Here is a 14,562-nt window from a genome sequence, read left to right as displayed (position 1 = left end):
AGGCGAGATGCACCAGACGGACCACCAGCCGGCGGTGACCGGGGCCGGACCCCGACCTGGACCGCTCGGCGAGCACCTGGTCGCTCCGGCGACCCGGGCCGCCATGGCGGTGCAGCAGGAGGCGCTGTACGCGGCGCGGGAGTTCCTGCGCGGCCGGGGCTTCACCGAGCTCCTGCCGCCGCTGATCGGCCCGGTGACCGACCCCGGCGGCCGGGGCGCCAAGGCCCTCGACGTCGACTACTACGGCCACCCGTACAAGCTGATGACCAGCGCGATCCTCTACAAGCAGGCGTCGCTGCGGGGCTTCGGCAAGCTCTTCTACATCGCCCCGAACGTGCGGGTCGAGCCGCCGGAGACCGCCGGCACCGGCCGGCACCTGGTGGAGTTCCACCAGATCGACGTGGAGTGCGCCGGGGCCACCCGGGACGACGCCATGGAGATCGCCGCTGGGCTGCTCACCCACGTCGTCCGGCACGTCCTGGACACCGTGCCGGACGTCCTGGACGAGTTGGGCCGCGACCGGCTGGCCTTCACCGAGCTGCTCACCGGCAAGTTCGACACCTGCACCCACGCCGAGGCGGTCGAGCGGCTGCGCGGCGGCGGGCACCCGCAGAGCGCCGACGCCGAGATCGACTGGGTGGGGGAGGAGACCCTGTCCCGGGAGGCGGACCGGCCGTTCTTCGTCACCGACTACCCGAAGGGCTCGCGCGGCTTCTACGACCGGGAGGACCCGGCCCGCCCCGGCGTGCTGCGCAACTTCGACCTCATCGCGCACGGCGGCTACGGGGAGCTGGTCAGCGGCAGCGAACGCGAGTCGGACTACGCCACCATCGTCACCCGGATGCGGGAGAGCGGCGAGAACCCGGCCAAGTACGACTGGTACCTGAAGCTGGCGCGGGAAGGCATCCCGGCCAGCGCCGGGTTCGGCATGGGGGTGCAGCGGCTGGTCCGCTTCCTCACCGGCCTGGACGCGTTGTGGCAGGTCAGCGCGTACCCGAAGCTGCCCGGGGTGGTGGCCCCGTGACCGGCGTGCACGCCCCCGGCTATCCCGAGGCGGCGGTCCGCGACCGGGCCCGGCACGGCACCGCCGCGGTCTTCCCCCCGGTCGACGGCTACGGCCGGCAGCTCTACGGGGCCGGCGACGGCCCCGAGGTGGACCCGCGGGTCGCCGACGACCTGGACGCCGCCCGCCTGGTTCCGCCGATCTTCATGCCGCAGCGGCTGGAGAAGCTGATCGACCTCGGCCGTGAACCCACCTACGACGACGTGGAACTGGCCACCACCATCGGCGGGTTCCGCTCGCCGCTGCCGGTCTACGTCTCCGCGTTCGGTTCGACCCGGATCGCCCAGGGCGACGCCGGGCTGGCCGCCTCCCGGCAGGCCGGCCGGCTCGGCATCCCGATGGTGATCGGCGAGAACCTGGTGCCGGTCGGCGGCTACCGCCGCGCCGCCGGCGCCGAGTCGCCGATCCTGGCCCGCCTGCGGGCGTACGCCGAGCACTGTCCGCCCGGCCTCGGCGGCGTGGTGGTGCAGCAGAGCACCGAGGACGCCGACTCGGAGGTGTGGAACCTCGTCTACAGCGACCCGTCGGTGCGCGAGCTCGTCGAGTCCGGCCGGCTGGCCTTCGAGCTGAAGACCGGCCAGGGCGCCAAGCCCGGCCTCGGCGGGATGACCGTGGTCGACGCCGCCGACGCCCGGCGGCTCGCCGACCGGTTCGCCGTCCGGGACGTGCTCGGGGCCGACGGGTGGCTGCGCTGCGCCACCCCGGGCACCTTCACCGAGGAGATCCTGCGCCAACAGATCCGCTTCATGCGCAACAACTTCCCCCGGGCCCGGGTGTGGGTGAAGTTCCACCCCGGCCGGGACGTCGGCCACGCCGCAGCCACCGCCTGGCGGGCCGGCGCCGACGCGGTCACCGTCGACGGCGCGCAGGCCGGCACCGGCTGGGCGCCCCGGCGTTCCTCGGCCAGGTCGGGCTGCCGCTCGGCGAGTGCCTGCGCCGGATCGGCCGCCCCGACGGCTGCCTGCTCGCCTCGGGCCGGATCTGGGAGGGCGGCCGGGCCGTCCGGGCCCTGGCGGCCGGCGCCACCGCCGTCGGGCTGGGCCGCGCCGCGCTGCTCGCCGTCGACACCGACGCCGACGCCGGCCTGGTCCGGCTGGTCGAGGCCCTGGCGCTGGAGGCCCGCCTGCTGGTCAGCGCCCTCGGCCGCTACACCGCCGACGCACTCACCCCTGAGGACCTGTGGTGGCCCGGCACCGACGCCGAGGCCGACCGTCCCGTCGTACCGATCGGAGGCCGGGCATGACCGCGCTGCTGGACGTCGGGTGCCACCTGCCCGACCTGAGCGTCGACGTCGGTGACGTCTGCGCCGCCGTCGACGCCGACCCGCGACTGCTGTGGACCTTCCGCCGCTTCTACGGGCTGCAGTCGGTGCGCCGGGCCCCGGACCGGGACCTGCGCGACCTGATGAGCGCGGCCGTCGGGTCGCTGACCGCGCTGCGCGGCAACGAGCACCGGGTCCGGTACGTCATCCTGGCCCGTACCGTCACCACCGCCACCCGCGCCGGCGAGACCCCGGTCGAGGACGTTTGCGCCGCGCTCGGCCTGCCGAACGCGGTCGCCTTCACCCTCACCCAGCACGCCTGCGCCACCGGGCTGCTCGCGGTGGACCTGGCCGGGCAGCTCCTCGCCGGGGACGGCGACCCGGACGCCCTGGCGCTGGTGCTCACCGGCGAGAAGGTCTTCAACCCGATCCTGGAGATCATTCCGGAGAGCACGGTGATGGGGGAGTCCACCGCCGCCTGCCTGGTCTCCGCCGCCGGCGACCGGGACCGGCTGCTCGGCTACGCCACCCGCACCCTCGGCGCGTACGCCGAGCAGTTCCCGCCGTACCCGCTGGACCCACGGTTCCTCAAGGACCACAACGAGGTGCTCGCCGAGGTGATCCGGGACGCCACCCGGGCCGCCGGGGTGGGCGTCGACGACCTGGCGTTGATCCTGCCGCACAACGTCAACCGGTTGTCCTGGTCGTGGACCTGCCGCCTGCTCGACGTGCCGTTGGAGCGGGTCCACCTGGACAACGTCCCGGTCACCGGGCACTGCTTCACCGCCGACCCGTTCATCAACTACGTGCACGCCCGCGACTCCGGGCGGCTGCGCCCGGGCGACCTCTACCTGATGGCGTCCGTCGGGCTCGGCGCGACGTTCTCCGCCGCCGTCCTGCGTCACTGACCCCGCCCCGACCCACCGGGTCGACCAGAAAGGAAGAACTGATGTCACCCCCGAGCTTCCTCGCCGGCGTCAAGAGCGCCTGCACCGGCGACGCCACCACCCCGTTCGTGCTGCTCGGCAACTTCGAGGTCGAGGACGAGTGGGCCCGGGACGAGGTGGGCCTGCCGAGCATCGGCGGACGGGCCTCCGCCGCGATCGTCAACCGGATGGACGAGTTCGCCGTGCTGCTCGCCGGCGCGGGCGACCACGTCGTGCTGAAGTCCGCCCCCGACCCCGACTACCTGGCCTGGCTCGCCGGGCTGGGCGTGCCGCTGCCCCGGATCCTGGTCACCGACTCCGCCGACCCGGCCGCCACGGTCAGCGTCGACGCGCTGCGCTCGCCCCGGCTGCTGGCCGAGTTGCGGGTCCTCGCCGCCCAGGGCGCCCACCTGCTGCCGCACGGCATGTCCACGGTGGAGGAACGGCTCTGCGAGCTGACCGGGCTGGCCCCGGCGCTGCCGGCGGTGCCGGTGGTCAAGGCCGTCAACAGCAAGATCTACAGCCGGCGGGTCGCCGCCGAGCTGGGCCTGCCGCAGGCCGTCGGTTGGGAGTGCGAGACCGTCGCCGAGTTCGCCGCCGCGGCCGGCGAGGCCGCCCGCTCCGTCGCCGCCGGGCGCCGGGTCGGTGTGAAGGACGCGTACGGGGTGTCCGGCAAGGGCATCGTCGTGGTCGACGACCCGCGCCGGCTCGACCAGCTCGTCCGGATGGTCACCCGCCGGGCCGAGAAGACCGGCGACCAGCGGATCGCCCTGGTCATCGAGGAGTGGGCGGACAAGGCGCTCGACCTCAACTACCACTTCACCGTCGGCCGGGACGGCACCGTCCGGTTCGACTTCGTCAAGGAGGCGCTGACCGAGCACGGGGTGCACAAGGGACACCGGATCCCGGCCCGGATCTCCGCCGCGCACACCGCCCAGCTCGTCGACACCGCCGACCGGCTCGGCGCGCGGCTCGCCGCCGACGGCTTCCACGGCGTGGTCGGCGTGGACGCCATCACCACCACCGACGGTGGCCTGCTGCCGGTGCTGGAGATCAACGCCCGGAACAACATGTCGACCTACCAGACCGCGCTCCAGGAGCGCTTCATGGGCCCGGACAGCGTCGCCCTGGCCCGCCAGTACGACCTGACCCTCACCGGCCCGGTGAGCTTCGCCGACCTGGCCGACCGGCTCGGCGACCTGCTCTTCACCGCCGGGCGCGGCACCGGCCTGCTGGTGAACAACTTCGCCACCGTCAACGCCGCCGCGCCCCCGCCCGACGACCCCCGCCCGTACGCCGGGCGCCTCTACGGCCTGCTGCTGGCCACCGGCGAGCAGGAACTGGCCGACCTCGACCGCGCCATCGTGGCGACCGTCCGGAAGGAGACCGTCCATGTCTGAGTCGACCGAGGTGGGCGGGGTTCCGGTCACCGAGCTGGTGGAGCGCTTCGGCACCCCGCTCTACGTCTACGACGGCGGCACGATCGCCGCCCAGTACCGGGGCCTGCGGGACCGGCTGCACCCGGCGGTGGAGATGTTCTACTCGCTGAAGGCCAACCCGAACATCAGCGTCTGCGCGCTGCTGCACTCGCTGGGCGCCCGCGCCGAGGTCTCCTCGCTGACCGAGCTGGTCACCGCGCAGCGCGCCGGCGTACCGGCCGACCAGATCATGTTCCTCGGCCCCGGCAAGAGCCACTACGAGATCACCGCCTGCCTCAAGGAGGAGATCACCCTCATCTGCGAGTCGCTCGGCGAGCTGGCGCTCATCGACGAGCTGGCCGAGGGGCTGGCCACCACCGCCCGGGTGGTGCTGCGGGTCAACCCGAGCTTCGCGGTGAAGGGCAGCGGCCTCACCATGGGCGGCAAGCCCCGCCAGTTCGGCATCGACGAGGCGACCCTGCTGGACAACCCGGACCTCGCCGAGCGGCACCGCCACGTGCGGCTGAGCGGCTTCCAGGCGTACATGGGCACCCGGTTCCTCGCCGAGGACATGATCGTCGAGAACACCACCCGGATCCTGGAGCTGGCCGAGCGGCTCTCCGCCCACCTCGGCGTCACCCTGGACGTGGTGGACGTCGGTGGCGGCCTCGGGGTGGCGTACTTCCCGGGCGAGCGGGACCTGGACGTGGCCGTGCTGGCCGACCAGCTCAACCCGGTCTTCGCCGGCTTCCACGAGCGGCACCCGGACACCCGCCTGGTGATGGAGCTGGGCCGCTACCTGGTCGGCCACAGCGGCACCTACGCCGTCCAGGTCCGCTACGTCAAGGAGTCGATGGGCGAGCGGTTCGCCGTCGCCGACGGTGGCACCAACCACCACATGGCCGCGGTCGGCATCGGCTCCTTCGTCAAGCGCAACTTCCCGATGCGGCTGCTCAACCGGGACAGCGCCGCCGAGCCGGCGAAGTGGAACGTCACCGGCCCGCTCTGCACCCCCAACGACACCATCGGCAAGGGCGTCGAGCTCCCCGCCGACCTGCGCCCCGGCGACGTCGTCGGGGTGGAGCGCTCCGGCGCGTACGGCCCGACCGCCTCGCCGGTGCACTTCCTCAGCCACGGCTACCCGGCCGAGGTGCTGGTCCACGAGGGCCAGGCCCGACTGATCCGCACCCGCGACGACGTCGACAGCATGCTCGCCGCGCAGATCCTGCACGACTTCCGCTGACCGATCAATCGACCGAACACCCATCCGAGAGGCAGGACCATCCCATGACCGTCACCGCCCACGACACCGGCCGCCAGCAGATCGTCTCCGCCATCGTCTCCGCCCTCGAGGAGGTGCTGGGCCAGCAGCTCACCGACGTCACCGAGCAGACCCGGCTCTTCGACGACCTGAGCCTGGACTCCACCAGCGTGCTCGGCCTGCTGATGGCCCTGGAGGACGCGCTGGACATGCAGGTCGACCCGGAGGGGCTGGAGCAGTCCCACCTGGAGACCGTCGGTTCGCTGGCCGCCTTCATCGCCGAGAGCCGCTGACCGTGCCGGTCCTGCGGCGGCTCGGGGAGCCCACCGGTCCGGTCGCGCCAGGTGACGCGGCCGGACCGGCCCTCGAACGCATCGTCCCGTTCACCTTCACCGACCCGGCGCCCCCGCCGGGCCCGGCCGACCTGCAGCCCTTCGTCGACCACATGGAGTCGTTGCACGGCGAGTTCACCGACCTGTCCTGGCTGACCGGCGGCACCGTGGTCAGCTACCACGACATGGTCCGCGCCGTGGTCGACGAGCTCGGCCCGGCGCTCGCCGACGTCGACCTGGTGATCACCGTCGACGGCAGCCCGGACTGCCGGCACCAGAGCTTCCCCGGTGCGCTCCTGGCCGACCTGCTGCCCGGCGAACCGCTCATGATGGGCATCTCCGAGCAGGGCGTGGCCGGCCCGTTCACCGCCCTGCGGGTGGCCCACCACCAGCTGCGCACCGGCGGCGCCCGGCGCGCCCTGATCGTGGTCATGGAGCAGTCCACGCTGCCCCCGGACGACACCGCGGTCCGCCCGACCCGGGACGTGGCGGTGGCGCTGCTGCTCGGCGGGTCCGGCACGCTCACCGTCGACGCGCCGACCCTCGCGGTGACCCGGACCGGCCCGGCCGGCTGGCCCGTTGTCGACGCCGACCTGCTCGTCGCCGGCGCGCACGTCGACGACCTGCCGACCGGTAAGCCGGTGCGGCGGGCCGAGCCGGACACCCCTGCGTCTGCAACCCATCCCTGGCGTCGGCTGCGCCGACGCGCCGGGGCGGTCTGCTGGTCAACGACCGCCGGTGCTGCCGTACCGGTGCGCGGTCACCCTCACGGCGCGGTGCCGCCGGACCGGCGGCGCACGGCCGGGCGCGGTCGGCCCACCGCGGCCCGATCTGCCGGCGGCCACCACGCCCGCACGGGTCGCCGGGCGTCGAGGGCCATGGCACGAGAGCCGCCGGACCCTGGGGAGCTGGTCCGATGACTCGCCGTGCCGCGCCGGCCCGCGTCGACCCCGGCGGACCGCCGCTGCGTCACCGAGGTGGACCGGTGGACGGCGCTCACCGACCGGTTCGCCGCACGGACGCCGAGCGCTGCCGGTCGGGGCTGGCGACAGCCTCACCGGCCGGTCGGCGGCGGACTCCCCGCGTGCGACCGGCTTGCGAGCGGACCCGCACCGCACGGGAGACGCACCGAGCTGGTCGTGATCCGTCGCGACGACGAGCTGGTCGCAGCCGCCGGATCACCGGCAGGGCGGCCTGCGACCCGGACACCGGGCCGGCCTCACCGACGGGGATCGCCTGCGATCCGGGCGCGGCCTCGCCGAGCGGCTGCTCACCGCGGCCGTCGCGCACCTGCGCGGCCGGGCCGTCGGCGTGGTCAACCTGCCGATGGTGCGGGCGATGGTCGCCGACGTGGCCGCCGGGATCGCCGAGGCCCGGGCGCTGCTGGACACCGGGAGCGACGGGACCGGGCTGCGCCGGGCGCACCAGGCCCTGGACGAGGCCGGCCGAGGCTGCCTGCACCTGTTCGGCGCGTCCGGGTTCCTGGCCGACGGCCCGGGCGGCGAGGCCCGCCTCTCGGAGCTGCTCGCCGACACCTATCCGCCCCCGACCGAGCTGGAGGCGCCATGACCACCGAGTTCCTCACCGAGCTGCGCGCGCTGGCCCGCACGTACGCCGAACCGCTGCGCGCCACCGCCGTGGCGCTCGACCGTGACCCCGGTCTGTTCCGGACGGTGCTCGACGGCGCACTGCCCTGGCGGCAGCTCGTCGGCCTGCCCGCCGAGCACAACCCGGACCCGGTACGCGTCCAGGGCCGGCCCGTCCTGCTGGACACCTGCGTCGAGCAGGTGGTGGTGCTGGAGGAGCTGGCCCGGGCCGACGCGGGCGCCGTGCTGGCCCTGCCCGGCCCGTCGATGTCCGGCTTCGTCATCGCCGAACTCGCCGACGACGCCCAACGCGAACGCTACTGGTCGACCGTCGCCGCCGGTCCCACCTGGACGTTCTTCGGCATGACCGAGCCGACGCACGGCTCCGACCCGGGCAGCATGGGCACCACCCTGCGACCCGACGGCGACACGCTGCGCCTCACCGGCATGAAGCGGTACGTCGGCAACGCCGCCCGCGCCCGGATCGGCGTCGTCTTCGCCCGCCGCAACGCCGGCCCGCTCGGCGTGGTGGCGGTGCTCGTCGACACCGACCGGCCCGGCTTCGTCGCCGAGCCGCTGCCCACCCTCGGCCTGCGCGGGCTGCAACTGAGCGAGATCCGGATGACCGACGTGCCGGTCGACGCCGGCGACGTGCTCGGCCGGCACCGCTCCGCCACCCGGCAGGGCATGTGGGCGGCCACCCGCACCTTCAACCGCTACCGCCCGGTGGTGTCCTGCTTCGCCCTCGGCGTCGCCCAAGCCGCGTACGACCTCGTCGTGGCCGAGCGCCGCCGGTACCGGGTCGACGAGCGGCACCTGCTCGCCGACTGGGCGCAGCGGCTCGTCGGCACCCGCGCCCTGGTGCTCGCCGCCGCCCGGTCCGCCGACCGCGACCCGGGCGACGGCACCCTCGCGTCGGCGGCGAAGATCCGGGCCACCCGGCTCGCCGAGGAGATCACCACCACCGCGGTACGGCTGCTCGGGCCGGGTGCCCGCTGGGAGCACCCGCTGCTGGACAAACTGGTCCGCGACGCGCGGGCCTTCGAGTTCATGGAGGGCACCGGCAACATCCAGCGGCTCACCCTGGCCCAGGGCTACCTGCAGGGACGGCTCGGCGATGCCCGGGCGGCGTGAACCGGCGCGGGTCGGCAGCCGAGCCGGCCCGGCGCAGCCGTTCGCCGATCCGGGTCCCTGGCCCGGGGTCGGGCCGTTCGCCGATCCGGTGCCCTGGCCGCAGGCCGGGTCGACCGCCGACCCGACCGTTCGGGCGCCGACCGCGGCGATCGGTCGACGTCGACCCGGAGACCGCCGGTCCGGTCGCCGCGCTTTCGACGCCGACGAGCGTCACCGGGCCCACAGCCTGCGCGACGAGCGGGCGGCACAGTCGGTGGCGCACGGCACGTACGGACGGTGCTCGGCAGCTACCTCGGCACCGCCGGTACGCGCTGCGCTGGGCGCGCAATGAACGGCAAGCCGCGCTTCGACGTGGCCGGCGGCATCGTGGAGCCTCAGCCGGTCCGGTGGGCACGCCCTGCTCGCGGTCTGCCTGACCGATCCGGTCGGGGTGGACCTGGAGCAGATCCGCGGCGGCACCCCGGCGCTGGCGCTGGCCACCCGGTTCCTCCCGGACGACGAGGCCGCCGCCGTCGCCGGACAACCCGACCCGGTCGCGCGCAGCGCCGCGTACCACCGGCTGCTGTCCCGCAAGGAGGCGTGCGTGAAGGCCAGCGGCGGGCGCTTCCTGGAGGGGTTGCGGCTGCGGGTGCTGGTGCCCGGGACCGTGGCGGGGGCCGGGGCCTTCGCCGGGCAGCGCTGGACGCTGCGCGACCTGCCCGCACCGCCCGGTTACGTCGCGACCCTCGCCACCACCGGCGACCGGGCCGGGCAGCTGCGGATGTTCGAGTGGGACTGGCGGCCGTACCGACGCGACGAAAGTGCCGGTGGGCTGCCCGGCCAACCGCCGGGGGAACGCCCCTCGGCTACCTACCGTTCGGGGCAGGGCAGTCCGGTCCCGCCCAGCGACCCGAGGGGGAGCCGATGAGGCGCAACCCGCACCACACCGGCCGGCGGTGCGAGCCGGCCGGCCGGGTCGGGCGGACCCGTCCCGCCCGCCCGACGCTCGCGCGGACCTCGGCCACCGGTCGGGGTGCGGGCCGGGGAGGAGGCCGAGCGCACGTACGGCGGGGTGCGGGTCCGGTTCACCCCGTCGGACGTACCGGTGCTGACCTGCTTTCCGGTGGACCGACGGCGGCGCTGCGCGGGGCCCGAGGCGCTGGCCCGGCGGTCGGGCCGACCTCGGCGGCTGCGTCGAGGTGAGCCGGCCGGCGGCGCGCCGGACGGGTCGGCGGCGGCTGTCGAGCAGCTCGCCGCCGGTCGGGCGGTCGAGAACGCGCTGCGCGGCGGCTGCGGCACGGTACGGCTCCCGCCGCGCTGACCGCGACCGATCACCACCTGACCGACCAGACGACACCACCCGGGACCCGGCCAGGGTCTCCCCACGACAGTGAGGCATCTCGATGACAACTGCTGACACGGCCGAGGCCACCCGGGCCGACACCCGGGCGGCGATCCAGTGGCGCAAGGTCATGATCCTGACCGCCAGCCAGGGACTCTCGCTGACCGGGGACTACGTCCTGCTGGTGGCGCTCGGGTGGACCGCGGTGCAACTGGGCGGCGCGGGCGCGATCACCACCCTGATGCTCGCCGGCACCATCCCCCGCGCCCTGACGCTGATCTTCTCGGGTGCCGTCACCGACATCTTCGGTCCCCGCTTCGTGCTGCTGCGGACCACCTCCGCCCGGGTGCTGCTGCTCGCCACCGGCGCCGCGGTCACCCTCACCACGCACTGGTTCTGGCCGCTGGTGCTGATCGCCGCGGTGGAGGGGGTGCTGCTGGGACTGGCCAGCCCGTCCAGCAGCACCCTGATGCCCCGCCTGGCCGACGGCGACCAGCTCGCCCGGGCCAACTCCCTGTCGGCCATGGTCACCCGCGTCGCCCCCATCGTCGGCTCACCGATCGGCGCCTGGATGATCGCCACCGGCGAACTGTGGGAGGCGATGGCCGCCGTCGCGGTCACCTGCGCGGTCTCCCTGGTCGGCGTGCTCGTGGTGACCCGGGGCATGTCCGGCGGCAGCCGCACCCCCGGGGAGAACATGCTCCGCCGTTCCGGTGACGGGCTGCGGCTGCTGCGCGCGTACTCCCGGCTGCGCTGGCTGTTCGTCTGCGCCTTCCTGCTCGACCTGGCCTTCGGCTGGCCGATCGACGTGGCGCTGCCGCTGCTGGTCGCCGGCCGGGGTTGGGGCGTCGGGTCGGTGGCCGTGGTGGTCGTCGCGTTCAGCGGCGGCGCGCTCGTCGCCGGCGCGACCGGCGCGCTGCTGGCCCACCGCATTCCCCTGGTGGTCCGCCTCGTCGTCACCGGTGTCGGCATCGGCGTCGGCATCCTGGCGATGGCGCTGATGCCGTCGGTGACCGCGCTCGCCGCGGTCGGCGCCGGGGTCGGCCTGATGGCCGGCCTGAACGGCCCCGCCATCGTCACCGTCTACCAGCAGGCGTCACCCCGGGCCCGGCTGGGCACCGCGATGTCCATGCTGACCCTGGCCAGCATCGGCACCACCCCGGTCTCCATCGTGGCCTTCGGCGCGCTCTCCGCCGGGATCGGCGTCCGCGCCACCTGGCTGGTGTGCGGGGTGGTCGCCCTGGCCGCCCCGCTGGCCGCACTGGTGGCGCTGCGCCAGCCGCAGCCCGGCACCGAGCCGGAGCAGCCTGCCGTCGAGTCCGAGCCGCCTGCGGTGGCGGAGCCCCGGGCGGCGGCAACGCCGGGTGGAGGCTGCGGCCGAGCCTGGCGGCCGCGCCGAGGTCCCGGCCGAGCCGAGCCTGGCCGGTGCGGGCCGTTCAGGAGCCCGACCCGCCCTGCGCCGCGCGGACCCGCGCGGCGCAGGGCAGGTCGGTGACCGCGGCGCCGAACGGGGCGCGACCGGGCCCACCGGCACGATCACCACCTGCCCGCCACGTCGGCGGCACCCGCGCGGGTACGGCGTCCCCGCCGTGGAACGGCCCCCGGCGTCGGCCCGGGGGTTTCCGTCCCGCGCTGCGGGGTAGCGCGGTATACGGCGATCACCAGCCCTCGCCCGGCCCACCCCCTCGGAGGTTCCTCGTGTCGACACCGTTGGCGGTGCAGCTCGCCGGTCCCGGTCTCCTCGACCCGGAGTGGCTGATCTCGACGTTCGGGCTGGTCGGCATCCTCGGCATCGTCTTCGCCGAGTCCGGGCTGCTCATCGGCCTCTTCCTGCCCGGTGACTCGCTGCTGTTCACCGCCGGGCTGCTGGTCGCCGACGGCCGCTACCTGCACCAGCCGCTCTGGCTGGTCTGCCTGCTGGCCGCCGTGGCCGCGATCGTCGGGGACCAGGTGGGCTACCTCTTCGGCAAGCGGGTGGGTCCGAGCCTGTTCCGCCGGCCCAACTCGCGGTTGTTCAAGCAGGAGAACGTGCAGCGCGCGAACGACTTCTTCGCCCGGTACGGGGCCCGGTCGGTGGTGCTGGCCCGGTTCGTGCCGATCGTGCGGACGTTCACCCCGGTCATCGCCGGGGTGAGCCGCATGCGGTACCGGACGTTCCTGATCTACAACCTCCTCGGTGGGACGCTCTGGGCCGTGGGCGTGACGGTGCTCGGCTACTTCCTCGGGCAGATCGCCGTGATCAAGTCGAACATCGAGTTCATCCTGCCGGGCATCGTGCTGGTCTCGGTGGTGCCGATCGGCATCCAGCTGCTCCGCTCCCGACGGCGCCGCAACCGGACGCCCGACCGGCCGGGGCAGGCGGCGGAGGCGGTGGGCGGCCACTGACCCGCGCGGCCGGCCACCGCTCGGTACGATCCATCGGGCGAGCACCGCCGCCGCGGCTCCGCGCTCCCCTCGGCCCCCGGAGGATCCGTGTCCGCCCGCTCCCGCCTGCGCCGGGTGCTGGCCGGTGGTCTCGCGCTGGTGGTCACCGCGGTCGCCGGACAGACCGTCGCCCTCGCGGCCGCCGACGCCGCGCCGGCCGGCATCACCAACATCGTGGTCATCTACGCGGAGAACCACAGCTTCGACAACCTCTTCGGCGGCTGGGAGGGCGTCGACGGACTCGACGCGGCCCCGCCCGACCGCACCGTCCAGGTCGACGCCGACGGCCGGCCGCTGCGCTGCCTGCCGCAGAACGACGTGAACCTGCCCCCGGTCCGCCCCGACTGCACGGGCGGTGCCTTCCGGAACGCGCCGTTCCGGATCGAGGACCACATCCGGCCCGGCGACACCACCTGCCCGGTGCCCGGCCGGCCGGCCCGCCCGAACGGCTGGCCGAAGGGCACCGGTGCCGCGGGAGGCTGCACCGAGGACCTGGTGCACCGGTTCTACCAGGAGCAGTACCAGATCCACGGCGGCCGGCAGGACCGCTACGTCACCGGCAGCGACGCCCTCGGCCTGGTGATGGGGCACTACGACACTCCGGCCCTGCCGATCTACCGCTACCTGCACTCCGCCGGCGCGCCGCGCTACACGATCGCGGACCGCTTCTTCCAGGCCGCGTTCGGCGGCTCGTTCCTCAACCACCAGTGGCTGGTGGCCGCCCGCACCCCCCGGTGGACGGACCGGCGCACCGCCGCCGGGAAGAACTCGATCGTCGACGCCCACGGCATGCCCGCGTACTATCCGCTCCACCCGCCGGCCGACCCGGCGCACCCGGCCGGGCTGCGCGACGGGCCGCTGACGCAGGCGCCCGAGGCGGACGGGTCCTGCCGGGTGGCGGTCTGCGGCGACCACGCGGTGAACACCGTGCAGCCCCGGTACCCGCCGTACCGCCCGGGGACCCCGGACGCGCAGCGGCTGCCGGCGCTGACCTACGACACCATCGGGGACCGGTTGTCGGCGAGGAACGTGGACTGGGCCTGGTACGCCGGCGGCTGGGACAACGCGAGCGGCCGGGTCGGCGGCGCCGGGTGGACCAACGGCGCGGACGGCACCAGCTGCACCGACCCGCGCACCATGCCGGGCGCGGCGTACCCGAACTGCCCGGACGTCACCTTCCAGTTCCACCACCAGCCGTTCAGCTACTTCGCCCGCTACGCCCCCGGCACGCCGGCCCGCGCGGCGCACCTGCGCGACGAGGTGGAGTTCGTCGCGGCGGCGAAGGCCGGCCGGCTCAAGCCGGTCAGCTTCGTCAAGCCGGTCGGCGCGGAGAACGAGCACCCGGGCTACGCGTCCGTGGCCACCGGCAACGACCACCTGGTGGAGCTGCTGCGGGCGATCCAGGGCGGCGGGCAGGCCGCGCACACCTTGGTCGTCGTCACCTACGACGAGTTCGGCGGGCAGTGGGACCACGTCCCGCCGCCGAAGGGTGACGTGTGGGGGCCCGGCACCCGGGTCCCGGCGCTGCTGATCTCACCGGGGCTGCCGGAGCCGTTCGCGGTGGACCACACCACCTACGACACCACCTCGGTGCTCGCCACCATCGAGCGGATGTTCCACCTGGCCCCGCTGTCCGGCCGGGACGCGGCGGCGGCCAGCCTCGCCGGGTCGCGCCCCGAGCGCGGCGGGACCGGCGGTGGCCCACCCGGCCACCGGAGCACCGCCGTCGTGGTCGGCGGCGTGCTGCTGGTCGCCGGGGGCGCGGTCGGGCTGCTGGTCGCCCGCCGTCGGCGCGCGTGGCCGCCGTCGACCCGCGGCCGGTCCGGCGTACGCTGA

14 protein-coding genes and 1 pseudogene are annotated in these 14,562 nt (G+C 74.8%); all 15 read left to right on the top strand.

Annotation, left to right across the window (positions count from 1 at the left end; translation table 11 throughout):
* The first annotated feature begins 7 nt into the window (after window positions 1–7).
* The 15 genes and pseudogenes from MRQ36_RS32055 (at window position 8) to acpA (ending at window position 14,562) form a co-directional block, all read left to right on the top strand.
* On the top strand, window positions 8–1,024 hold the full coding sequence (locus tag MRQ36_RS32055) for an asparagine synthetase A (RefSeq protein ID WP_242800562.1): 1,017 nt from the start codon (window positions 8–10) through the stop codon (window positions 1,022–1,024).
* Window positions 1,025–1,209: 185 nt separating this feature from the next.
* Window positions 1,210–1,920, top strand: a pseudogene (locus tag MRQ36_RS34250) (glutamate synthase-related protein); the annotation flags it as partial.
* Window positions 1,839–2,306: an alpha-hydroxy-acid oxidizing protein gene (locus MRQ36_RS34245; protein WP_242801512.1), complete on the top strand. Its 468-nt coding sequence runs from the start codon at window positions 1,839–1,841 to the stop codon at window positions 2,304–2,306. The pseudogene MRQ36_RS34250 and the gene MRQ36_RS34245, both read left to right, overlap by 82 nt.
* Window positions 2,303–3,232 (top strand): 3-oxoacyl-[acyl-carrier-protein] synthase III C-terminal domain-containing protein, encoded by a 930-nt coding sequence (locus MRQ36_RS32040; RefSeq protein WP_242800560.1) that lies wholly within the window; start codon window positions 2,303–2,305, stop codon window positions 3,230–3,232. The genes MRQ36_RS34245 and MRQ36_RS32040 overlap by 4 nt, the downstream gene beginning before the upstream one ends.
* A 41-nt stretch (window positions 3,233–3,273) precedes the next feature.
* Window positions 3,274–4,650: an ATP-grasp domain-containing protein gene (locus tag MRQ36_RS32035; protein WP_242800558.1), complete on the top strand. Its 1,377-nt coding sequence runs from the start codon at window positions 3,274–3,276 to the stop codon at window positions 4,648–4,650.
* A complete protein-coding gene (locus tag MRQ36_RS32030; protein ID WP_242800556.1) occupies window positions 4,643–5,911 on the top strand; it encodes an alanine racemase in 1,269 nt (422 codons plus the stop codon). Before MRQ36_RS32035 ends, MRQ36_RS32030 begins: the two co-directional genes overlap by 8 nt.
* A 44-nt stretch (window positions 5,912–5,955) precedes the next feature.
* Window positions 5,956–6,222 (top strand): acyl carrier protein, encoded by a 267-nt coding sequence (locus MRQ36_RS32025; RefSeq protein ID WP_242800554.1) that lies wholly within the window; start codon window positions 5,956–5,958, stop codon window positions 6,220–6,222.
* A 2-nt stretch (window positions 6,223–6,224) separates the two neighbouring features.
* Window positions 6,225–7,181 carry a hypothetical protein gene (locus tag MRQ36_RS32020; RefSeq protein WP_242800552.1) on the top strand — a complete coding sequence of 319 codons (957 nt, stop codon included), beginning with the start codon at window positions 6,225–6,227 and terminating at the stop codon, window positions 7,179–7,181.
* A 418-nt stretch (window positions 7,182–7,599) separates the two neighbouring features.
* Window positions 7,600–7,830: a hypothetical protein gene (locus MRQ36_RS32015; protein WP_242800550.1), complete on the top strand. Its 231-nt coding sequence runs from the start codon at window positions 7,600–7,602 to the stop codon at window positions 7,828–7,830.
* Entirely contained in the window at window positions 7,827–8,981 is a 1,155-nt protein-coding gene (locus MRQ36_RS32010; RefSeq protein WP_242800548.1) for an acyl-CoA dehydrogenase family protein, read from the top strand. The genes MRQ36_RS32015 and MRQ36_RS32010 overlap by 4 nt, the downstream gene beginning before the upstream one ends.
* A gap of 430 nt (window positions 8,982–9,411) precedes the next feature.
* Window positions 9,412–9,888 carry a 4'-phosphopantetheinyl transferase superfamily protein gene (locus MRQ36_RS32005; RefSeq protein ID WP_242800546.1) on the top strand — a complete coding sequence of 159 codons (477 nt, stop codon included), beginning with the start codon at window positions 9,412–9,414 and terminating at the stop codon, window positions 9,886–9,888.
* A gap of 105 nt (window positions 9,889–9,993) precedes the next feature.
* Window positions 9,994–10,281 carry a hypothetical protein gene (locus tag MRQ36_RS32000; RefSeq protein ID WP_242800544.1) on the top strand — a complete coding sequence of 96 codons (288 nt, stop codon included), beginning with the start codon at window positions 9,994–9,996 and terminating at the stop codon, window positions 10,279–10,281.
* 82 nt (window positions 10,282–10,363) lie between these two features.
* Window positions 10,364–11,797, top strand: coding sequence for an MFS transporter (locus MRQ36_RS31995; RefSeq protein ID WP_242800541.1), 1,434 nt, complete (start codon window positions 10,364–10,366; stop codon window positions 11,795–11,797).
* A 203-nt stretch (window positions 11,798–12,000) separates the two neighbouring features.
* Window positions 12,001–12,687: a DedA family protein gene (locus tag MRQ36_RS31990; RefSeq protein ID WP_242800539.1), complete on the top strand. Its 687-nt coding sequence runs from the start codon at window positions 12,001–12,003 to the stop codon at window positions 12,685–12,687.
* Window positions 12,688–12,774: 87 nt separating this feature from the next.
* Entirely contained in the window at window positions 12,775–14,562 is a 1,788-nt protein-coding gene (acpA, locus tag MRQ36_RS31985) for an acid phosphatase (RefSeq protein WP_242800537.1), read from the top strand.

Origin of the sequence: Micromonospora sp. R77, assembly GCF_022747945.1 — a bacterium.
Lineage (GTDB): Bacteria > Actinomycetota > Actinomycetes > Mycobacteriales > Micromonosporaceae > Micromonospora.
This window is presented reverse-complemented; position numbering and strand designations above follow the sequence as displayed.